The sequence below is a fragment of the Cupriavidus sp. HMR-1 genome (genome assembly GCF_000319775.1).
Lineage (GTDB): Bacteria > Pseudomonadota > Gammaproteobacteria > Burkholderiales > Burkholderiaceae > Cupriavidus > Cupriavidus metallidurans.
In genome coordinates this window covers 75,831-97,423 of record NZ_ANKP01000029.1, presented here as the reverse complement: position 1 = coordinate 97,423, position 21,593 = coordinate 75,831, and the positions used below count along the sequence as shown (strand labels likewise).

Sequence of the window (21,593 nt, the reverse complement as noted above, 5' to 3'; positions counted from 1 at the left end):
GCCGCCGCCGCGCGCGCCGCGGAGGTCGTGAGCGAGGAATGGGGCAATGGCCTGATCCGCAGCTGGAACACCGCGGGCTGGTTCGACCTGCCGCGCCGCCTGGGCAACCTGCTGGCTCCGCTGATCGGCGCCGGCAATGACGAGGTAGTGGTCACCGACACGACATCGATCAACCTGTTCAAGGTGCTGGCGGCCGCGCTGCGCGTGCAGCGCCTGCGCGATCCGGCCCGGCGCGTGATCGTGTCCGAAGCCAGCAACTTCCCGACCGATCTCTATATCGCCCAGGGCCTGGCCGATCTGCTGCAGCAAGGCTACGAGGTCCGGCTGGTCAACAGCCCGGACGAGATCGACGCCGCCGTAGGCGCAGACACCGCGGTGCTGATGCTCACGCATGTCAACTACAAGACCGGCGAGATGCTCGACATGGCCGGCCTGACCGAGCTGGCGCACGCACGCGGCGTGCTGACCGTTTGGGATCTGGCCCATTCGGCCGGCGCCGTGCCCGTGGCGCTCAACGTGGCCAAGGCCGATTACGCGATCGGCTGCACCTACAAGTACCTCAACGGCGGCCCGGGCTCCCCGGCTTTCGTCTGGGTAGCACCCGCGCTGCGCGACCAGTTCTGGCAGCCGCTGTCGGGCTGGTGGGGCCACGGCGCGCCGTTCGCGATGTCGCCGCAGTACGAACCGGCGCAGGGCATCGGCCGCTTCCTGTGCGGCACGCAGCCGATGACGTCACTGGCCATGGTCGAATGCGGCCTGGATATCTTCGCGCAGACCAGCATGACCGTGCTGCGCGCCAAGTCGCTGAAGCTGACCGATCTGTTTATCGATCTGGTCGAGGCCCGCTGCGCCACGCACCCGCTCTCATTGGTCACACCGCGCGACCACACGAAACGCGGCAGCCAGGTCAGCTTTGCGCACCCCGACGCCTACGCGCTGGTGGCCGCGCTGATCGAGCGCGGCGTCATCGGCGACTATCGCGAGCCGGGCATCGCGCGATTCGGCTTCACGCCGCTCTACACGAGCTTTACTGAAGTGTGGGACGCCGTCGAGATCATCCGCGACGTGCTCGACAGCGGCGTCTATCGTGACGCGCGCTTTGCCGTGCGGACGGCGGTGACCTGAGCGGGAGTCGATCATGAGCGAATTCAAGGGATGCCCGATGGGGCACGGAACCGCCCCGCAAAACGGTGATGGCGGTGATAGCGGCGATGGCTGGCACGGCGCGCAGATGGATTTCGCGCGCGACATGAGCTATGGGGACTACCTGGGCCTGGACCAGATCCTGAGCGCCCAGCATCCGCTGTCTCCGGATCACAACGAGATGCTGTTCATCGTCCAGCACCAGACCACCGAACTCTGGATGAAGCTGATGCTGCACGAGCTGCGTGCAGCGCGTGACGGCGTCAAGTCCGATCAGCTCCAGCCGGCATTCAAGATGCTGGCGCGCGTCTCGCGCATCATGGATCAGCTTGTGCAGGCGTGGAATGTGCTGGCGACGATGACGCCGCCCGAGTACTCGGCGATGCGGCCGTACCTGGGGGCGTCGTCCGGCTTCCAGTCATACCAGTATCGCGAGATCGAGTTCATCCTCGGCAACAAGAACGCAGCCATGCTGCGTCCGCACGCGCATCGGCCCGAACATCTCGAACTGGTGGAGACCGCGCTGCATACGCCGTCGATGTACGACGAGGCCATCCGGCTGATGGCACGGCGCGGCTTCCAGATTGACCCCGAGGTCGTGGAACGTGACTGGACCCAGCCGACGCAGTACAACGCATCGGTGGAAGCGGCCTGGCTCGAGGTCTACCGCAACCCGTCGGCCCACTGGGAGCTCTACGAACTCGGCGAGAAGTTTGTCGATCTGGAAGACGCGTTCCGGCAATGGCGCTTCCGCCACGTGACCACGGTCGAGCGCGTGATCGGATTCAAGCGCGGCACCGGCGGGACCGAAGGCGTCAGCTATCTGCGCAGGATGCTGGACGTGGTGCTGTTTCCGGAACTGTGGAAACTGCGGACAGACTTGTAATGCCCGCTGGTTTGCTCCCCTCCCCCCAATTCATGGGCGAGGGGAGCGCATAGCGGCGGCACTCAGACTTGTCGCCCTGCCGGGTCCGACAGCCGCGTGGCCAACGCCTGCAACGCAGGCGCCAGCTTCTCCCGAAACACCTCCTCGCCGACGGCGCCATACGATGCGCTGCAGCTGAGCATGTGCAAATCCTTCTCCCCCACCGGACGAAACGCCACCGCGCACGCGTGAATGGCGGGATGCCAGTCACGGAACGACGCCGCATAGCCGTCGCGCTCCGCCGTCGCCAATGCAGCGCGCGTCAGTGCTTCCTGTGCCTTCCATTGTTCCGGGAACGCCTGCGCGAACTCGGCCAGCACGCGATCGCGCCGGGCCTGCGGCAGTGCAGCCAGATAAGCCCGCCCCATCGAACTCGATACCAGCGACAGGCGCGATCCCACGCCCAGGCCGAGCATCGCGCCCGCGTCGTTCCGGATCGACTCCAGGTAGATGACTTCCAGCCGCTCGCGCTTGCCCAGCGACACCGACACGCCGTGCTGCTGCGCGAATGCCAGCATGTGCGGACGCGCCAGCGCCACCACGCCGGAGGCCGACAGGTACGAGAACCCGAGTGCCAGCACGCCGGCATCGAGCGCATACTTGCCCAGGCTGTCGTCATAGCGAAGGTAGCCAAGCTGCACCAGCGTGCCGGCCAGGCGGCTGACCGTCGCCTTCGGGAAGCCGGTGCGGCGCACGAAATCCTGATTGCCGAGCATGGTCTCGCCCGTGCGGAAACAGCGCAGCAGCTCCAGTCCGCGCGCCAGCGCAGTAACGAAGTTCGGATCGCTTTCGCGTTCACGCGGGGCCGGCTCTGCGGCTGGCGCGACGGAATTGGATGAAATGTCCAAGGCGAAACTCCAGATGGGGTTGGTCGATTGCCGAACGCAAATCTCCGGGGCGCGAGATTTCCCCTGTTGCGCCGCGGATCGGTTCGGCTATACTAGCTCATCGGAACAAGGTTCCGCAATGCGGAACCAAAGAAATTCCACCCGATTCCCACTTCGTGTCGTTTTTCCCGGATTGTGTGAAGGCTCCAGGCCTTCCTCGCCACATCAAAGAAGGAGACCTCCATGGCTGCCAACGCCGAATTCAACTGGGCTGACCCGCTGTTGCTCGACCAGCAACTGACCGCCGACGAACGCATGGTGCGTGACGCCGCCGCGGCTTACTGCCAGGACAAGCTGATGCCGCGCGTGCTGCAGTCCTTCCGCAACGAGAAGACCGATGTGGAGATCTTCCGCGAGATGGGCGAACTGGGCCTGCTCGGCCCGACCATCCCCGAGCAGTACGGCGGCCCCGGCCTGAACTACGTCAGCTACGGCCTGATCGCGCGTGAAGTGGAGCGCGTGGATTCGGGCTACCGTTCGATGATGAGCGTGCAGTCGTCGCTGGTCATGGTCCCGATCTACGAATTCGGCACCGAAGCCCAGAAGCAGAAGTACCTGCCCAAGCTGGCCACCGGCGAGTGGATCGGCTGCTTCGGCCTGACCGAACCGAATCATGGCTCGGACCCGGGCTCGATGGTCACGCGCGCCAAGAAGGTGGCTGGCGGCTACGAGCTGACCGGCGCCAAGATGTGGATCACCAACTCGCCGATCGCCGACGTGTTCGTGGTGTGGGCCAAGCTGATGGGCGACGATGGCAAGGAAGCCATCCGCGGCTTCATCCTGGAAAAGGGCTGGAAGGGTCTGTCGGCCCCGGCCATCCACGGCAAGGTTGGCCTGCGCACGTCGATTACCGGTGAAATCGTGCTGGACCAGGTATTCGTGCCGGAAGAGAACATCATGCCGGGCGTCAGCGGCCTGAAGGGTCCGTTCACCTGCCTGAACTCGGCCCGATATGGCATTGCCTGGGGTGCGCTCGGTGCTGCCGAATTCTGCTGGCATACCGCACGCCAGTACACGCTGGACCGCAAGCAGTTCGGCCGCCCGCTGGCCGCCACCCAGTTGGTGCAGAAGAAGCTGGCCGACATGCAGACCGAAATCACGCTGGGCCTGCAAGGCTGCCTGCGCCTGGGCCGCATGAAGGACGAAGGCACCGCCGCGGTGGAAATCACCTCGATCATGAAGCGCAACTCGTGCGGCAAGTCGCTCGACATCGCCCGCGTGGCGCGTGACATGCTCGGCGGCAACGGCATTTCCGACGAGTTCGGCGTGATCCGCCACGTGGTCAACCTCGAGGTGGTCAACACCTACGAAGGCACGCACGACATCCACGCGCTGATCCTGGGTCGCGCGCAAACCGGCCTCCAGGCATTCTTCTGAAGCCGGAAGCATGAAAAAAGCCCGGTCTTGAGTCATCAAGCCGGGCGGAAGCACACTACCAAGGAGACGACGGGCGAGCCCGCCGTTTTACGACATCATTCGAACGGTCAGTGGCACTGAACCGGGCCCGGGGGCAAACCCCGGGCCCGGTTTTTTCACTTGTTGGGCTGCGGCGTCAGACGCAGGTACGGACGTACGGCCTTGTAACCCTTCGGGAATTTCTGGCGGATGACCTCTTCGTCCTTCAGCGAGGGCACGATCACCACATCGTCGCCGTCCTGCCAGTTGCCCGGCGTGGCCACGCTGTGATTGTCGGTGAGCTGCAGCGAATCGATGACGCGCAGGATCTCGTTGAAGTTGCGGCCGGTGCTGGCCGGGTATGTAATGATCAGGCGGACCTTCTTCTTCGGGTCGATGACGAACAGGGAACGCACCGTCAGGGTTTCGTTGGCGTTCGGGTGAATCATGTCGTACAGCTCGGACACCTTGCGGTCGCCATCGGCCAGGATCGGGAAATTGACCGAGGTCGACTGGGTGTCGTTGATGTCCTGGATCCAGCCGTGATGCGATTCCACACTATCCACCGACAGGGCGATCGCCTTGACGTTGCGCTTTGCGAATTCCTCTTTCAGCCGGGCGGTCAGGCCCAGCTCGGTCGTGCACACCGGGGTGTAGTCCGCCGGGTGCGAAAACAGGACACCCCAGCCATCGCCGAGCCAATCATGGAAGCGGATACGGCCTTCGCTCGATTCCTGTTCAAAATCCGGTGCGATATCGCCAAGACGCAGTGCCATCGGGGGTCTCCTGAAACAACAGTAAATAAACGTAAGGAACGACGTGTAAACACAGGGAACCGAGCTTAGTTGGATTGCCTTCCAACCCAAACGAATATAAAGTCACTACAAAATCACTCGAAGTCATAAAGACTTGTGGTGACCACGCTTTGACGTCCCCTGCCTTGGCGCGCTACGGCCGAAACGGGGGCGTGGCAAGTGACAGCAGCATGGATTTGCGGATTCAGGCTTGAAACGATGGCAGGCCGCCACATATGCTACTTGGACGACAAGAAACGCCACAAGCCAGGGCTGGCAAGGCAAAATGTCACCACTTGAACCAACCGCCCGCAAACAGGAGAAACTAATGAGCGATGTCAAGACCGTTCTGTCCGATGCCGAGGAACTGCTGAAGCAAGCGGCCTCGACCACCGGGGAAAAAGCTGCCGAACTGCGCGAGCGTGGCATGGGCCTGCTGAAGCAAGCCAAGGAAAAGGCCCAGGATCTGCAAGACGCCGTGGTCACCAAGAGCAAGGCCGCCGCACGCGCCACCGACGACTACGTGCATGACCACCCGTGGCGCGCCGTGGGCGTGGCAGCCGGCGTGGGCCTGCTGATCGGTCTGCTGCTGAACCGCAAGTAATACCCATCGCAGCACGGCGTCCTGGCCGCGCATCTGCGCCGGACGCCCTGGTCTGAGGCCCGGTCCGCGGCACCGCCCGCCGCACCGGGACCTTTCCATTGCAGATGCCGCCACTGCGAGCGCATCGATCCTTCGCCGGAGCCGCATGAGCGAATCCCCTTCCCCCAAGTTCCTGGAGTCCGTTCGCAACCTCGCCAGTTCCGTGGTGTCGATGCTCCAGACGCGCCTGGAACTGGCCAGTGTGGAATTGGCCGAGGAGCGCGGCCGGCTGATGAAGGTTGCGCTGCTGGCGTGCTTCGGACTTGTCTTCTTCAGCATGGCGCTGATGACGTTCACGCTGCTGGTCGCCATCGTATTCTGGGAAACCTACCGCTGGCAGGCCCTCGGCATCATCATCCTGGCCTACCTCGCCTGCGCCGCGATCTGCCTGTTGCTGGCGCGCCGCATGGTCCGACGCGCGCCGCCGCTGTTCGAAGCCACGCTGGCCGAGCTCGATAAAGACAGGGAGATGCTGCGCCGATGACCACGCCCGCCGACGATTCGACCAACCCGGGCCAGCGCCACGAGCATGCGCGTCCAGTCCGATTCTCCAAGGAAGTCCGGCTGCCGCTGGAGATCCGCAAGGAACTGCTGATCACCCGCGCGGCGCTGGAACGCTACGACGCCGTGCAGGCGCTGCACAACGTCAAGGGTGGCGTGCGCCGGATGACCAGCCTCGGCAACTGGCTGCCAAACCTGACCCACACACCTGGCTGGCTCAAGCTGCTGGGTCTGACGCGCGAATATCCGATGGTCAGCACGGCGATCACGCTGGCGTTACCGCTGCTGCGGCGCACACCGATCGGCCGTGTCGCCTGGAAGGTCTCGAAGCTTGGGGTCGTGGCCGGCGCCGGCTATTGGGCCATCAAGACCTGGCAGTCCGTGCGGGGCGTACCGGCGAATGCTGGTGCATCAAAAGCGTCCACCCCGACTGCACCGACCGCACCGACCGAGGTCGTCGACACCGGCTTCCGCGATCCGCTGGTGAAATCCCCACCGGCAACCTCCACCCCACCCCAATCCTGACTAGCTGACCTCCACGCGATTCCGTCCGGCACGCTTGGCCCGATAGCAGGCCACATCGGCGGCGCCGAGCGCGTCTTCCGTGCTGGAGGTCCGCTCATCGAGCCGGATCAGCCCCACGCTGACGGCGACCGAGAACACGTGCCCCCGACAGGTAAAGCGGAACGCAGCAATCGCCTGACGCAAGGATTCCGCCACCCGTTCGCCATCACTCGGCGAGCAGTGTTCGAGCAGCACCGCGAATTCGTCACCACCCAACCGCGCCAGCGTATCGCTACGGCGTAGCTGCTGGCGCATGAGATCGGCGATCTGGCAGAGCAGTTCGTCCCCGGCGGCATGGCCACACGTATCGTTGACAGCCTTGAACCGATCCAGATCGAGGTACATCAGCGTGTGCGTGCAGCCCTCCTGCCGGGCCCGTGCAATTGCCGTTTCGAGCCTGCGCTCGAACTCGGGCCGATTCACCAGACCGGTCAATGGATCATGGCTGGCTTCATAGGCCAGCTGGGCCGCGTGCGCGCGTTCCAGGCTGACGTCGTGGAGCACGACCACCACGCCAATGGCTTGCCCAACCTTGTCCCGGATCAGCGCCACGGAGGGCTTGACGACCACTCTCGCCGAAGACTCGCCCGCCGAACGCCGGCTCAGGACCGTGACGGTCTGGCTCGGCCACGTCCCGGCCAGCGCGCGTGGCACCAGATCGGTAACCAGATCGCACGTGACTTCATCGGTCAGCGGACAAACCTGAGGCAGGAAGCAACCGGCGGCTTCAGCCTCGGTCCAGCCCGTCATCGCCTCGGCCACCGGGTTGAGCGATTCGATCCGTCCCCAGACATCGGTCGTGATCACTGCCTCGCCAATTGCCTGAAGCGTGACCTGCGCCCGCTCCTTCTCCGCATGCAATTGCGCCTCGAAGCGCTTCCGGTCCGAGATGTCGCTGAGCGAGCCTGCCATGCGCACGGCCTTGCCAACCGCGCTGCGCACCATGCGGCCCCGCGCCCGCGTCCAAAGATATCCCCCCGCCTTCTTCCGTAGTCGCAGTTCGATGTCGTACGGCGTGCCCTCGCGCATGTGCCCCGACAGGCGGCGCCCCAGTTCGGTGACGTCGTCGGGATGGGTCAGCGCCATCAGGGTCTCGACCGCGTGCGGGAGTTCGGTGGCGCGATAGCCGAGCATTTCCGCGCACCGAGGGGAAAAATAGAGTTCTCCGCGATGCGGATGCCAGTCCCACAGGCCATCGTTGCTACCGGCCACCGCTAGTTGCAGGCGTTCCTCGCTAGTCGCAAGTGCGGCGCGTAGCTGCCGCTCCTTGATCATCATGCTGCGTGACACCCACGTGACCCACGCAAGCAACGCCACCGCCACCGCAATCGAGCTCCACGTCAGCAGTGCGCGCACGCGCCGCGAAGCTCTGCCGAGTGTCGAGGAGAACGCCGCCTCCTGGGGTGTCAGCCGATTGTCGATATCGACGATCTCGCGCTGGATAGGCGCCACACAGCGAGCATCGCAGTCGCCAGCACGAAAGCGCTCGCGCAATGTCCGGGACAGCGTGTCGAGCCGGGCGATATCGACATCGGCCGTCGCCCAGATCTCGATAGCTTCGTCAATCTCCGCGACATCGCGGAACGTGCGGTAGAGCCGGATCATTCCGGAAATGTCGTCGGTATGATTGCCGCCGATCAGCAGCCCTTCGACGGCCCGCGTATGGTCATAGCGCGGATGCTTTTCCAGTTCGATACGCGCCTGACGATCGCCAAGCGGCACGGCGATGGCGGCAAGGTATGCGTCGTAATCGGTATCGAGCTGGCTGCGCGAATAGTTGAGCAGGTGCAGGACCGCGGCCTTCTGTCCCTTGGTCCAGAGGCTTTCCCCGGCGACGAAGCTGCGCGCGGCGGATAGCACGTCCACGCTGGCAACGCAGAACAAGGCCAGCGCCACAACCACCGGAACGAACGGCCAGATGAGGTTCGATACGTGCTCACCGACCGGCAGGCTACCCTCACCAGCTCGCTGCATTGGAGACTTCCCGTGCCGGACGTTCCGGCACCATCAAACGACTACGTCGCGCCAGATGTGGCGCAGCGTAGTCATTGTCAGCGAGCCCGCCCGGGGTGTCTCTAACTCAGACTGGGTAATTGAAACGGTTCAACCGGCACGTCAGCCCATCAAGACGATCAACAGCATGACGCCATTGACGACGGCGAGCGCGCCGAGGACGAACGCCGCATGTGACACGTGGTGCAACCGGTCGGCCAGCAACCGAACCGATGTTGGCGCCACGTTGCGGCCCCTGCCGTGTGCCAGTACCCAGGCGCACATGCAGAGAACGGCCACCGGCAGGATCAGCCAGGCGAGCACCCAGGGCGGAACGTCACGCGCCGCACGTGCCGGGACGGCAGATGTCGCAATCGTCACAGGCTCGCTGCGGACAGGAGGCGAGAGCGCCGGGGGCGGCGCCGTCGACGCGACGGACAATGCCTTGATCGCTGGCGACAACATCGGGGCCGGCGCGGGTGTGGGTGCAAGTGCAGGTGCAGGTGCAGGTGCAGGTGCAGGTGCAGGTGCAGGTGCGATAGTCGGCGGACGGTTCGCCGTCGAAGCCATGGTTCGCGCGGTCACGGGATGCTCGACAGGTCGCCTCGCAGGCATTCGCCGCCAGTCCGCGAACACCTCGTCGACGCACGTGACCGTCTCGCAGCCATTGCGCTTCCTGCGCCAGGCCGCAAGATCGGCCGTGCTCAGCGTGCCCGCATGCAGCATCCGCTGCTGGTCCGCGTAGATGCGTTCGTAGGCAACATTGAGCATCGCGTACTCGCAGATCAGCCGCTCGCCTGACGCCAGCCGGGCAGCCGGGCGCGCGCAGTAACTGACCGACGGATCGACACATCGGACGGTACTGGCCTGATAGTTCGGCGGACAAACGATCTCGGACGCCCGCGCGCTGCTGATGGCTGCGAGGCCCAGGGCAAGAAGAATGGCCAGCCGGCGTGCAAGCCGCTTCATGACATCCTCTCATCGGTCCTTCGCCATGTTGCGTGCGACGACCAGCCTGGAGATATCCGGATTAAATACCATGATCGACTGCGCGCCAAAGCCCGAGACGCTGCCACGCAAGTTGCGCGCAATCGGCGCAACGATCACTTGTGACGCGGCCTGCCCAGCAAGCTCCCGGCCATCGTTGACACACGGACGCCTATCACGCCTATCACGCCCATCACGCCCATCACGCCCATTACGCCCATTACGCCCGAAGCCCCATCATCGGCGATGCAATCGGACTCGCACCCCATTGCCCGAGCGGACAGTGACGCGCCCTACCACCTTGGGCACGTGCATGGGGTCCGCATCCACCCGATAACGACGCACGATGCTGGCCAGGATCAGCACGGCTTCCTGCGTCGCATAAGCCGCGCCGATGCAAACACGTGGCCCCTTGCTGAAGGGGATATAGGCGCACTTTGCCGAGGCCTTTCCGGCTTCCGTTTCGAAACGTTCCGGCGCAAAGTCGTCGGGGCGTTCCCACAGCGTCCGGTGCCGATGCAGCAGCCACGGCGAGATCAGGATCGGCGACCCCGCCTTGACGTCCTTCTTGCGTATGCACTGCGATTGCGTGGCTTCACGTACGAAGAAGCCGACCGGCGGATACAGCCGCAGCGTCTCGCGAAACACGTTCCCCAGCGCAGGCAGGTCCTTGATATCTCCGGCCACAAACTCCCGATCGCCGACCACTGCCTCGATCTCCGCCACGATCTTGTCTTGCAGATGCGGGCATTGCGACAGCAGATAGAGCGCCCATGTCAGCGCGCTGGCCGATGTCTCGTGGCCGGCAAGGAACAGCGTGCAGACCTGATCCACCAGTTCCTCGTACGAGAGACTGTCACCCGTGACCAGGTCCACCGCATCCATCATTCCGGAGAGAATGTCCTGACGGTCCGAGAGCTTCCCTTCGTCCCTTTCAGCCATTCGCCGCGCGATGATGCCGGAGAGAATTGCACGAATCTTCCGCGCCGCGCGTCGGCTGCCCCAGGTCGACAGCACCGGCGGCAGCCGGTAGATCATCAGGATCATCGCCCGCTGTGCATGATGCTGGAACTCGAGGAACGCGTCGTAGATCTCCTGCGCCGTGGAGGCCTCGAGGTTGTCGGAAAGGATCGTGCGAAAGATGATGTCGGCGGTAACGTAGCTCATCTCGCCATCGACTTCATGGCTGCGCCCGTCCGCCACCGCGTCCAGACGCTGCAGCATCGACGCCGCCGCGTCCGCCATCAGCGAGAACACCAGCTTCAGACGGGCCTGCGCGAACGCCGGCTCCACCAGTCGGCGCTGGCGTTCCCACTCATCGCCGTTGGTCGTGAAAATGCTTGACCCCAGCAGCGGTTCCAATGCCCGTTGCATCAGCTCGTGCTTGGGATACTGGTGGGTATCGCCCAGAATGCGGCGCACCCAGTCAGCATCGTTGACCATGAAGATATCCATGCCGGGCTGCGATATCTTGCCCATCTTCATCGAGTAGCTGCGCTCGAAGAGCACATCGATCCACGAATTCCAGCCACGCAGGAAACGCAGAATGAACGAACTCTTGCGCACATGCGGCTTGGGATACGGCGGCTGGAAACTCATGACGTCGGGTTCAGCTTCAGAAAGTCAGAATGGTTGGATGCGGCTAGGACCAGCCGTCATGCGAAAGTAGTCGTACTCGTTCGGCAACGCGCTCGCCATCAGGTACTGAAAATGCATGCGCTGACGATTGAGCTTCATCCGCGCATAGGTACGCTTGTCGAACATCTTGAACGGGCGCACCACCTGGGCAGTTGGACGGCCACCGCCGCGGATGCCCGAGACATCGAGCGGATTCGCCTGCGAGAAGCACAGGGCGTCTGCCCTGGCATTCATGTCGAGCCACGACATCGCCCGCTCGTCGGCAAGGCGACCCAGATCGTGGTGGAACGGCTTCGCCGTCGGCATCAGGCTCAGCAGCGGAATGCACTGCCCCAGCGTGACAAGCGTGATCCTGCCGCGTTGTTCGTCCGACAACAGCGCCGTCAGCCGGGCCGCGATGGATACCGCCAGGATCGACCCGACGCTGTGGCCCACAAGCAGGACCTCGTCCGACGGTGACGCTTGCTGGTCCAGACGAATCCATTCGGCCAGCGCATCCACTCTCGCCATGACGTCGATGGGTTCCCGCGCGCCCCATGCCTGCACAAAGCAGTAGGTCCGCAATAGCCAGAACACCGCCAGCCGGTTGGCCAGCGCGATGCCGCCCGCGCCCAGCGCCGCGCCGGCGGCAATGCCACCCGCCCACGCCCATCCGGATGCAAGTCCTATCACACCAAGCAAGCTGCCGACGCCGACGCCGCAAGCGATCGCGAGCAATAACAACAGAGCAAGATAAGCCATTGGATACACCGCGCTGAAGTACGGCCCGCGAAACGTTTTCTTCAGCCGGCCCAGCGCGCCGCAGCGGATGTAGTACCCGTAGTCCCGTACCGCCGCCATGATCACGCGCAGCAGGCTCCCCTGCCAGTGGCGGCGCACCAGATCGTCCCAGTGCAGGTAGTGGTAGGTCGTCTCCACGTCGTGCCCGTCCCAACGGCTATCCACATTCCAGGCGCTAACCAGAGGATCGAGCTTCGCACGTTGGCCCACCGAGATCGACGCCCCGTCATGATGCGTGGCCTGCTTGGCCGACTCTTCGCGATACAGGCGGTGATAGTAGCCAGCGCCACGTGGGTCGAAGCCGGCGACGTAATACACCTTGCGGCGCGTGACATCCTTCGGAATCGTTGCCGACGCGGTATGTTTCGCTTTGGTCGTCTGGTTCATTGCGTCCGCTCATGCAGCTTCTTCTTCAGTACCAGATCCACCACGGCCTGCTCGCGCTTGTTGGCACGCCGACAATGGTCCTTCTGAAAAAGATCGGTGACCCAGATGATGGCGCGAGCCCACCAGCGATGCTGCGCGCGCCAGGCGTGGGACGATACCGACTCCCATGCATAGCCGTTGAACAGCGTGGCATTGACGAACTGATCGAGCGCCCTCACGCCAGCGCGGCCACGCTCCGTCTTGCCGAAGAATCCGACATAGACGATCAGCAGATAGCCAACAACCGCGAGCGGCACGATAAAAGTCATCAGCAGGAATCCAGCGATGCGTTCTCTCATATGACAAACATTGAATCTCGATGATCGGTATCGCGCTCGTCATCCAACCACCAGCTCCGCAACGAAACTGATCGTGGTCGTGATATCCCAGGGGCGGCCGCTGTAGGCGTCCGCCAGAATCAGCATCGTCATGCAGACGATACGGGCCGGTGCCGATGCGGCTAATCGCCAACGCTTGTTCTCCAGTGCCGGCAGCAGCGCATCGTCCGCATAGAACGACGAATTGATCTGTGAATTGCGCACCAGGTAGTTGCGGAAGCGCGTGAAGACGCTCATATCCACTGCACCGGGGTTATTCCAGAAGGCACCCAGGGAACCCTGGAACGTCAGGCCGCGCTTGGCATAAAAGCAGCGTCCCAGCGCAATGACGGGCACGCGATGGAACAGCGCCTGCAGCCCGCTGGTGGAGTTGACTGTGACCAGACCCAGGCAGCGATGCAGCAACGACGGCAGATGCGCATCGTGGATATACACGACGCGGTCGGTCACGCCATACTGCACTGCGGATGCCGCGACCACCTTGCCGTAGTCGGTATGCCCGCGGTCCATCGGGTGATGCTTCACCACCAGCAGGCTATCGGCAGGCGCATCCGCGGAAAACGATTGAATGGTCCACTCGATGAACTCTTCCATGCGCCGCCACGGGCTGTGCATGCGGATCTGACTGTCGTTGTGAACCTGCAGGGCGACCATGAAGAAATGCGGATGATCGCTATTCAGCAAGCGCTGGCGAACGCCACGCTCCTGCCACCGGTAGGCGTGCTTCCGGTACCACGCACGCGTCCATAACGCCAGTTCATGCAGGCCGAACGGCTTGTGATGCCGATAGTCCGGGTAGCGGCGCGCGCCGAGCATACCGCCGACGAAATACCAGAAGGAGTACAGCGCCATGTTGCGGAACGCATGTGCGAACCGACGCGGCCTGGTCGGCAGCGTCGTGGCGGGAAGCTCTTCCATCGTGACGGCGGACAGCGGTGAATCGGCATTGACGCCTCCCCGCTCCAGCGTGATGTAGTCCGGACGCACGTAGCCTTCCTCGAACACCCAGAATGGCATCCCAAGGGACTGGGCCACGCGAGCGGCGATGCGATGCTGTCGACGACCGGAGCCGAACACGACGATGGCTTCGATTCGACGTTCGGCCAGCAGCCGGCGCAGCGTAGCCTCCCAGATCACCATCGGATCGGTGAAGCGCACGATATCGCCACTGCGATAGAAAAGATCGTCGCCACCATTGAAGTTCACCTTCACCACCTGACTGCCACGGCCAGTCAGGTAATCACGCAGGCGCGCGAAGAACGGACCATTCGGCCCCTGGAGCAATAACACGCGGCGATAGCAAGCCAGCCGGTCAAACGGCGCGCCCCCGCCGACGCGCTGAAGCTCGGAGGCAACGCTGCCCCCTTGCTGCGGCACGACGGCTGGTTCTCTTCCGTAGATTGCGGACTTCCCGTCCAATGACGAAATCATGCTCGCCTCGAATTCTTGTGGTAACTGGTATGTTCTTGTTTTCTGGATCGTCGCCCGTCAGTCGGGTCTTGGATTGGCGAGCCCCCTGGCCGCTGGTCTCGCCCATCGCCGCAAAAGCGGCTGCATGAGCGTTCGCAGTAGCCGCCCACCGGTCCTCTGGCGTTCGTGCTTCCATGTCAGCAGGTCCGCGATCACCTGCTCCGGCGATGCAAAGCCTGCACCCGGGTAGCGCGACACGTAGCGCGGATACAGAATCAGCGCACCCGCAACCAGTGCTTCCAGCGTCAAGACGCGCTGACGGCGCGGATTGACGCAGCGATCATCGGTCAGGCCCCATCCCGCGTAGAACGGCATCCCATGCGTGGTCACCGGCTTGCCACGCAGCAGCGCCTCGAATCCGGCAAGCGAGGTGAGGACATGCAGCCTGTCCACTGACTCGATCAACTGGTGCATGGGATAGTCGGACACCAGCTCGTCGCACAGCGTGCCAAGCCCCAACTCCGCATCGCGGCTGCCGCGAAGGCCCGCCATCACATCCGGATGAGGCTTGTAGACGATGTAGGCATCCGGCGCTTCCCGACGGGCCGCTTCAAGCAACGCCCGATTGGTGTGAATGCCCGGCGCGCCGAAACGCAGCGATGCGTCGCTTTCCACCTGCCCCACCACCAGCACAACGTCCCCCACGTGCGCGGGCCGTTGCCACGTGCCACCGCCGACGTTGTACTTGGTGATGCCAGTCCGCACGATGGCGTCGCGTAGCCGTGCCGCGCGCGCCAGCGTTGCGGCATCGAACGACGTCTCCGCCAGCAACCGCTCCAGCACCGAGGGCTGCGTCGCGTCGTAGTAGATGCCGACGTCGTCGAACACCCATGACACCGGACGCACGAGTTGCGCGCCCAGGCCAACGGAACGGAGGAATCCGTCCTCGACCGTGACGACGGACCAGTCCGCACGCGGGCAAGGCAGTTGTCCCCTGCCCCAGCGCAGCACGGTCGCCTGTGGCGGAATCGTGCGTTCACGGCGATGAAAGCGAACGGTGTGACCCTGGAGGAATTGCCGGAGGATGGGACGCTTCCATCGGGAGAAGCCGATGGCGTGCACATGTGCGGGCAACTGTTGCCGCGTGCGACGCTGAAGTGCCAGATACTCGATCGCATCCTCGGCATCGCAACGCTGCCCGGTGTGCGGCGATACATATCGCGTGTAGCGCACCAGCGCGGCAAAGGCCAGTTGCGGCAGGGAAACCGGGATTCGGCGCTCTGGCGCGCGCAGGGCGTCCTGCGTCAGTCCCCATCCCGCATAGAACGGCATGCCGAACGTGTGCACCGGCTTGCCGTGCAGCAAGGCCTCGAAGCCCACCTGCGACGTGACCACGAACACGGCGGTTGCCTGCCGAAGCAGCGGGACGACATGAACATCTTCTTGCAGACGCAGCACGTCCCGATACTCGCCACGATCGAGCATGGCGCCGACATAGCCCTGCTTGCGCCCCAACTTGACCTCCGGGTGCTCCTTGACCACAACCTTGCAGCCGGGATACAGCCGCATCGCCGCATCGAGCATCGTCCGGAAACTCTCCGCATCCGCATAACCGTATTGCACGGAGGCATCGTTCGCGGTCTGGTCGATCACGAGCACGTAGGGCGTATCGGTCGTATCAGCCAATTGCGCCGGGTCCGGAGCGTAGTTGTACTTCGATACCCCAGCCGCACGCCATTGCGCGATCAATCGCAGCGCACGTTCGTTTTCCTCCGCGGAAAGCGGCGCGGCGATCATCGACTCCAGACGTGACGGCGTCGTGGCGTCATAGAAGATGCCGAGGTCGTCGACCACGAGCGAGCAGGTCGGCGACGAAGCACCGGGATGCATCGAGCGGAGGAAACCATCTTCAAGGCAGAGCATGCGTTCGATGCCGCGCGCGCGCGCGAACGCCCACGCCTTGCGCGCGGTCGGACGCCGCCCCCAGGCGGCAACGCCTGTCAGCCCCTCAGCCGTGCGCCGCACGGACGAAACCCTGACTACGTTCTCGCCCAGCAGCGTCTGCAGATGCTCGATGCCAAGTATCCCGCGGGAAAGGATACCGATGGCACCGTCACACGGCCGGCTCATCGGCGCCAAGGTCGTGGATCTGAAGAATGCCGACCACGCGGCCCACATCGTTGTTCACCACCAGACCACCGATGCGTGCGGCATGTATGCGCGCCTCGGCGTCCGCGAAGCGCTCATCAGGCGACGCCACCTTCGGATCGACGGACATGATGTCCCTGGCCAGGATCGACCGGTAGTCACGATCGGAATCGAACGCACGGCGGATATCGCCATCGGTAATGATGCCCAGCAACGCTTCACCCTGCATCACGAGCGCCATACCCAGACGGCCACGGTTGACCACATGCACCACGTCGCGGAACGTCGCGTCGGCTGCGCAGACCGGGAGGTTCTCCTTGTGCATGACATCGGCCACGCGCGTCAGTAATCGGCGCCCCAGACTACCGCCCGGATGGAACCGCGCGAAGTCCTCGGGCTGGAAGTTGCGCTTCATCGAGAGCACCACGGCCAGCGCATCGCCCATGACCAGCGCCGCCGTCGTCGAACTGGTTGGCGCCAGGTTGTTGTTGCAGGCCTCTTTTTCGACTGAAACGTCGAGCACGACATCCGCGTGTCGTCCGAGCGTCGAATCCGGACGCCCTGTCATGGCGATCACAGGATTCTTCTGATACTCGAGGAACGGCAGGATACGAATCAGTTCCTCGGTTTCGCCGCTGTTCGAGATCATCAACACCACGTCGATCGGCTTGATCATGCCGAGATCGCCGTGGAACGCTTCGCCCGGATGCACCGAGAATGCCGGCGTACCCGTCGACGCCATCGTCGCCGCGATCTTCTTCCCGATCAGCCCGGACTTTCCCATTCCCACCACGACCACCCGGCCGCGTGCGCCCAACACGATGTCGATGGCGGCTTCGAACGCTGCACCGATGCGACTGGACATGCGATCCAGCGCCTGAATCTCCGTGGCAACGACATTGCGTGCCAGCGAGATGACCCCTTCCATGACTTCTTCTCCTGCTCTTCTTTTCGCTGCTTGTAATTGTTCTGCTTGTCTTTGTTCTACTCGCCCCACGACAACCGGCCCCTTCATGCCGGAATGCCCGCCTCTGTCATCCAGAGGACTGCTTCAGTCGATGACCAGCGGCGTGAACGACTTGACAAGGTCGTCCACCGCCTTGACCTGCGCGAGGAACGGCTCCAGCTTGTCCAGCGGCAACGCGCTCGGACCATCGCACTTCGCGTTGTCCGGGTCCGGATGCGCTTCCAGGAACAGACCGGCAAGACCCACCGCCATGCCGGCGCGCGCCAGATCCACCACCTGCTGCCGCCGGCCGCCCGACGCCGCACCGCCCGGGTCGCGCTGCTGCAGCGCGTGAGTGACGTCGAAGATGATCGGCAAATTGTTCGTCACACGCTTCATGACGCCAAAGCCAAGCATGTCGACCACGAGGTTGTCGTAGCCGAAACAGGTGCCGCGATCGCACAGCATCAACTGATCGTTACCCGCCTCCTTGAACTTCTCAACGATGTTCAGGACTTGCGACGGGCTCAGGAACTGCGGCTTCTTGATGTTGATCGGCTTGCCCGTCTTGGCCAGCGCGACGACAAGATCGGTCTGCCGCGCCAGGAACGCCGGCAACTGGAGCACGTCAACCACCTCGGCCACCGGCGCCGCTTGCCACGGCTCATGGACATCGGTGATCACCGGCACCCCGAACGCCGCCTTGACGGCCTCGAAGATCTTCATGCCCTCTTCCAGCCCAGGCCCTCGATAGGAATGGATCGAGGAACGGTTGGCCTTGTCGAAGCTGGCCTTGAAAACGTAGGGAATGCCGAGCTTCTGCGTCACGCGCACGTATTCCTCGCACGCCCGCATGGCGAGATCGCGCGATTCGAGAACGTTGATGCCGCCGAAGAGGGTGAAGGGGGCGGTGTTGCTGCTTCTCGGTAGATTGGACATTAATTTCTCTTCATCGACTGCTGCTTGGAACGCCAGGATTATGCAAACTACGTATTCAATGCCCCATCACGGGCAATTTTGGCCAGTGCTCGTTCATTTGGAGAGAAACGCGAGATACGTCGAAAGGCGCACAAACACTCATGCAACTGGAAAACAGATTCAAAGTCATTTATATAGAATCCATGCCGATCATCATCAACGGAAGAGATGCTCATCCATCGATTCCTTATGTCAGCCTTAATGAGACACTTAATATTTTCCACATCGAGCACATTTCGACCGTGAATTAAATGAATCGCTGAATCTCGGTAGTTATCAGGCATCCAATCATCCAGATTGATACATTCTTTCAATCTCGAAATTGTATTTCTCAATGCCGGCCAGCAGTACTCTTTTGTCACCTCAAAATTTATCTGAGGATTGGATGCAATTACATTGCAGTTCAATCGCACACCATGTAAAAGTGCACCATATCCAGCCATTGATGATCCAAAAAATGTGACATTCTTTGGATCAAAGAGACTGATGCAATGGTCAAACAGTTCCTCATACGAGCATCTGCCATTGGCGCCCAAGTAGTAACTATTATCAGGGTCAGTTACAAATAACAGACTTGCGCTCTTGTGTTTTCGTAGGGCGTCTATAGCAAAATAGCGATCTCCATTATTGTGGGTAGCCATCACAATAATTAGCCCTTTATCCGCCAAAACTTCTCCGTCGTCACTCAACAACGGCCAGAATACATAGCGCCGTCCGTTGAATTCACACTCCTCAATAGCACCCCATTGAGTAAAATAACGTGAGCCCATTATTACCCCAAAAAAACTGATTCTTGCCTAGGAATCCGTAGAACGGAAGATTCTCAGAAATCTTGAGTCTTTGAGGAACTGAATAGGATCTTTGCGCAACTTTCTGAGTTTCCGTGAGCGCAAAGCTTGCCGTATCGGATTTTGTGGAATATCCATTGCTCCGATTGGCTTCTTCATTTCCACTTTATTAACAAATGCAATACTCGTCTTTTCTTCCGCTTTGATAGTCGATCCTGCCTTCTGCCAATTGATCCGCCGCCCTACTGCATTGATCAATGGCTTCAGTCCAATTGAAGCATCGAGAGATTCCGTCGACTTCAGCAATATCTCTGCCACATTTATTTGACGGTCCTTGAATGCCCTCATTAATGCACGACGATGCTCAACATCACAGCTAAGCTCAGTCCGCCATCTGCCAGCAAGGTTACCGTCGTCGCAACAGATCGCGACACCTTTGTTATCTATAAGTGATCTTCCGAGCGCATAGATATTAATCGGATAGTCGAGCGCTTGCAGAAGAACAGTGGAGTTCAATCCAATGACAGCACCGGCTTCTCGCAGAGCATCCTCAATAGGCCTATCCGAATCCAAAGATACTCGCTCATTGAGGAATTTATCAATGTAGCCAACATTTCCATCTAATGGGTGCGGACGGATAATTACTTCCCAGTCCTGTGGAATTTGCGATAGAACATGACGCAGGAAATTCTCGTTTCCCTTAAAATTTGGAGAATTCACGATCAAGTTCGTGTCATTCTCGAGTTGCATTGTTACGAGCGCAACTTTCGGCAAGACAATCGTTTTTTTTACATTAGTGGGAAGTTCATAACCACATAGGGATCTAAAACCTAGAGTCGCCAGACGGGAAGCACCATTTGTGCCAACCTCGTCAAAGTAAATATTCCCTTTCTGCGGAAACCAACCCAATTCAGTATAGACAATGGGAATTCCTAACGCCTTTACTTTATTCAGCGCACCCTGATAGCGGGGATGCAGTCCGTTGTGAAAAATCAGAAAATCAGGTTTGAAGTTCTGAATATTCTTAATGAGTCGATCCGTATGCTTGATCCAATCGTAGACCGCGTATGCTTTATCCTCAATATCGAAGGCCTGATCGAAAAGGCGACGGTGCCCCTTCTCCCTTAGGCAAACATAGCGACGATCCATATCCAATGCGCGAGCCACCGGCTCCCACATCTCTTGAATATGCTCATTACTTATGCTGAAACCGAGAAAACGCCGGCCACGCAGTCTACTAACGTCAATAGACTTCGGCACCGTCACATTCACGCTTCTCCTAAAATCGAGTGCCATCCATTGGCGATGCTGAGTCAAACGATCAATAACGGAACCCATCCCGTTCCTAAAGTCTGCCCGAAGTGAATCCAGGGCACGACGAAAATCACTCCGCTCTGGATAAGGGAAGTCCTTCTCCAGTACGTTGATCACACTTTCGCTTATAGCATCGACATCTTCAAAATCAAATGCATTTAACAATGGAGGTGGCGCTATTTCGGCATTCCCCCCTACATTCCAGCAATGAACAATAGTGCCTGCTGCCAACGCTTCTAAGATGACCATAGAGCAATTTTCGAATTTGCTCAGCATCAACAGGGCCTTCGCTCGTCCCACATAATCCAACCGCTCAGGGCCTTCGATGTGCTCGTGGCATTCGACTTGACACTTGATTGCACGACTCAGGACAAACTGTGAGGATCCACGGCCAATCAGCACCACCTTAACGTGCTCAGGCAATCTCTCCAGAATCGGATTAATGTAGGCTACTCCCTTCAGCTCCTGGAAGCGACCTAGAAATACTACGTCCAGATCTTTTTGTTCGGCACCGCGCATTGGGATCGAATCATCAACCGGATTCTTGAATACCGCTCCACTTCGGGGGTTGAATTCTGGGCTTAAATGTTCCAGCAATGCATGTGACGGCGATGAAACGAGCGTCGCCTTGTACATAACCCGCAGTTCGTTCGAGAAGGCGTCCTGATTCACGTCATGCCCGTCATATTTCTGCGCAATTGCAAGCGGACAATGAAGCCGAATATGGGTTTTGTACTGCCGCGGCAGGAGTAAAGTTGATGCCTTTGCCTCCGGAGCTTCGATAATTACGTCCTCATAGCCGTAGCGCGAAAGAACGTACTCTCGGACCGCAATCCGAAATTGAGCGGGGCTCAGGTTTTCGCTGTTTTGAAAATAATCACACTGAATTCCGATCTGCTGTAGCTGCGGAATTAGAGCTCTCGTGTAATTATCAATTCCACTTGAGCCGCCAGACAAAGGATTAATCAGGAGATATTTCATGCAGTTCACCCGTTT

19 protein-coding genes are annotated in these 21,593 nt (G+C 61.1%); 6 read left to right on the top strand and 13 right to left on the bottom strand.

Features of this window, described 5'->3' with window-relative positions:
- Both kynU and kynA read left to right on the top strand, forming a co-directional pair.
- The coding region (kynU, locus tag D769_RS03980; protein ID WP_008642315.1) for a kynureninase at positions 1 to 1,125 on the top strand (1,125 nt) is incomplete at its 5' end.
- Positions 1,126 to 1,162: 37 nt separating this feature from the next.
- Positions 1,163 to 2,029: a tryptophan 2,3-dioxygenase gene (gene kynA, locus D769_RS03975; RefSeq protein ID WP_085959049.1), complete on the top strand. Its 867-nt coding sequence runs from the start codon at positions 1,163 to 1,165 to the stop codon at positions 2,027 to 2,029.
- Positions 2,030 to 2,091: 62 nt separating this feature from the next.
- Here the strand turns inward: kynA and D769_RS03970 are convergent, their stop codons facing one another.
- Complete coding sequence (locus D769_RS03970) at positions 2,092 to 2,916, bottom strand: IclR family transcriptional regulator (RefSeq protein ID WP_008642311.1); 825 nt, start codon at positions 2,914 to 2,916, stop codon at positions 2,092 to 2,094.
- A 222-nt stretch (positions 2,917 to 3,138) separates the two neighbouring features.
- Here D769_RS03970 and D769_RS03965 point away from each other — a divergent pair, with 222 nt between their 5' ends.
- Positions 3,139 to 4,332, top strand: coding sequence for an acyl-CoA dehydrogenase (locus tag D769_RS03965; protein WP_008642309.1), 1,194 nt, complete (start codon positions 3,139 to 3,141; stop codon positions 4,330 to 4,332).
- A 155-nt stretch (positions 4,333 to 4,487) separates the two neighbouring features.
- On the opposite strand, the gene D769_RS03960 is transcribed toward D769_RS03965, so the two are convergent.
- A complete protein-coding gene (locus D769_RS03960; protein WP_008642307.1) occupies positions 4,488 to 5,126 on the bottom strand; it encodes a peroxiredoxin in 639 nt (212 codons plus the stop codon).
- Between the two features lie 304 nt (positions 5,127 to 5,430).
- Here D769_RS03960 and D769_RS03955 point away from each other — a divergent pair, with 304 nt between their 5' ends.
- From D769_RS03955 to D769_RS03945, 3 genes are all read left to right on the top strand, one after another.
- Entirely contained in the window at positions 5,431 to 5,748 is a 318-nt protein-coding gene (locus tag D769_RS03955; RefSeq protein ID WP_317915246.1) for a DUF883 family protein, read from the top strand.
- A 145-nt stretch (positions 5,749 to 5,893) separates the two neighbouring features.
- Positions 5,894 to 6,271 carry a phage holin family protein gene (locus D769_RS03950; protein WP_008642301.1) on the top strand — a complete coding sequence of 126 codons (378 nt, stop codon included), beginning with the start codon at positions 5,894 to 5,896 and terminating at the stop codon, positions 6,269 to 6,271.
- Positions 6,268 to 6,813, top strand: coding sequence for a DUF3318 domain-containing protein (locus D769_RS03945; protein WP_008642299.1), 546 nt, complete (start codon positions 6,268 to 6,270; stop codon positions 6,811 to 6,813). Before D769_RS03950 ends, D769_RS03945 begins: the two co-directional genes overlap by 4 nt.
- On the opposite strand, the gene D769_RS03940 is transcribed toward D769_RS03945, so the two are convergent.
- From D769_RS03940 to D769_RS30850, 11 genes are all read right to left on the bottom strand, one after another.
- A complete protein-coding gene (locus D769_RS03940) occupies positions 6,814 to 8,826 on the bottom strand; it encodes a diguanylate cyclase (RefSeq protein ID WP_008642296.1) in 2,013 nt (670 codons plus the stop codon).
- A 141-nt stretch (positions 8,827 to 8,967) separates the two neighbouring features.
- Complete coding sequence (locus tag D769_RS32220; RefSeq protein WP_008642293.1) at positions 8,968 to 9,813, bottom strand: hypothetical protein; 846 nt, start codon at positions 9,811 to 9,813, stop codon at positions 8,968 to 8,970.
- A gap of 255 nt (positions 9,814 to 10,068) precedes the next feature.
- Entirely contained in the window at positions 10,069 to 11,430 is a 1,362-nt protein-coding gene (locus D769_RS03930; RefSeq protein WP_008642287.1) for a cytochrome P450, read from the bottom strand.
- Between the two features lie 24 nt (positions 11,431 to 11,454).
- Positions 11,455 to 12,636: a hypothetical protein gene (locus tag D769_RS03925; protein ID WP_008642286.1), complete on the bottom strand. Its 1,182-nt coding sequence runs from the start codon at positions 12,634 to 12,636 to the stop codon at positions 11,455 to 11,457.
- The gene (locus D769_RS03920) at positions 12,633 to 12,974 is read right to left on the bottom strand and encodes a hypothetical protein (protein WP_008642285.1); all 342 of its coding nucleotides are present in this window, start codon (positions 12,972 to 12,974) and stop codon (positions 12,633 to 12,635) included. Before D769_RS03920 ends, D769_RS03925 begins: the two co-directional genes overlap by 4 nt.
- Before the next feature lie 39 nt (positions 12,975 to 13,013).
- Positions 13,014 to 14,390, bottom strand: a complete 1,377-nt coding sequence (locus tag D769_RS03915; protein WP_008642284.1) for a capsular biosynthesis protein — start codon at positions 14,388 to 14,390, stop codon at positions 13,014 to 13,016.
- Positions 14,391 to 14,501: 111 nt separating this feature from the next.
- The gene (locus tag D769_RS03910; protein ID WP_008642283.1) at positions 14,502 to 16,553 is read right to left on the bottom strand and encodes a capsular polysaccharide biosynthesis protein; all 2,052 of its coding nucleotides are present in this window, start codon (positions 16,551 to 16,553) and stop codon (positions 14,502 to 14,504) included.
- Positions 16,537 to 17,499, bottom strand: a complete 963-nt coding sequence (locus D769_RS03905) for a KpsF/GutQ family sugar-phosphate isomerase (RefSeq protein WP_008642282.1) — start codon at positions 17,497 to 17,499, stop codon at positions 16,537 to 16,539. Before D769_RS03905 ends, D769_RS03910 begins: the two co-directional genes overlap by 17 nt.
- A 123-nt stretch (positions 17,500 to 17,622) precedes the next feature.
- Positions 17,623 to 18,456, bottom strand: coding sequence for a 3-deoxy-8-phosphooctulonate synthase (kdsA, locus tag D769_RS03900; protein ID WP_008642281.1), 834 nt, complete (start codon positions 18,454 to 18,456; stop codon positions 17,623 to 17,625).
- A gap of 47 nt (positions 18,457 to 18,503) precedes the next feature.
- Positions 18,504 to 19,265: a hypothetical protein gene (locus D769_RS31730; RefSeq protein WP_152414925.1), complete on the bottom strand. Its 762-nt coding sequence runs from the start codon at positions 19,263 to 19,265 to the stop codon at positions 18,504 to 18,506.
- A 27-nt stretch (positions 19,266 to 19,292) separates the two neighbouring features.
- Positions 19,293 to 21,578: a glycosyltransferase gene (locus D769_RS30850; protein ID WP_081596764.1), complete on the bottom strand. Its 2,286-nt coding sequence runs from the start codon at positions 21,576 to 21,578 to the stop codon at positions 19,293 to 19,295.
- Between the last annotated feature and the right edge of the window lie 15 nt (positions 21,579 to 21,593).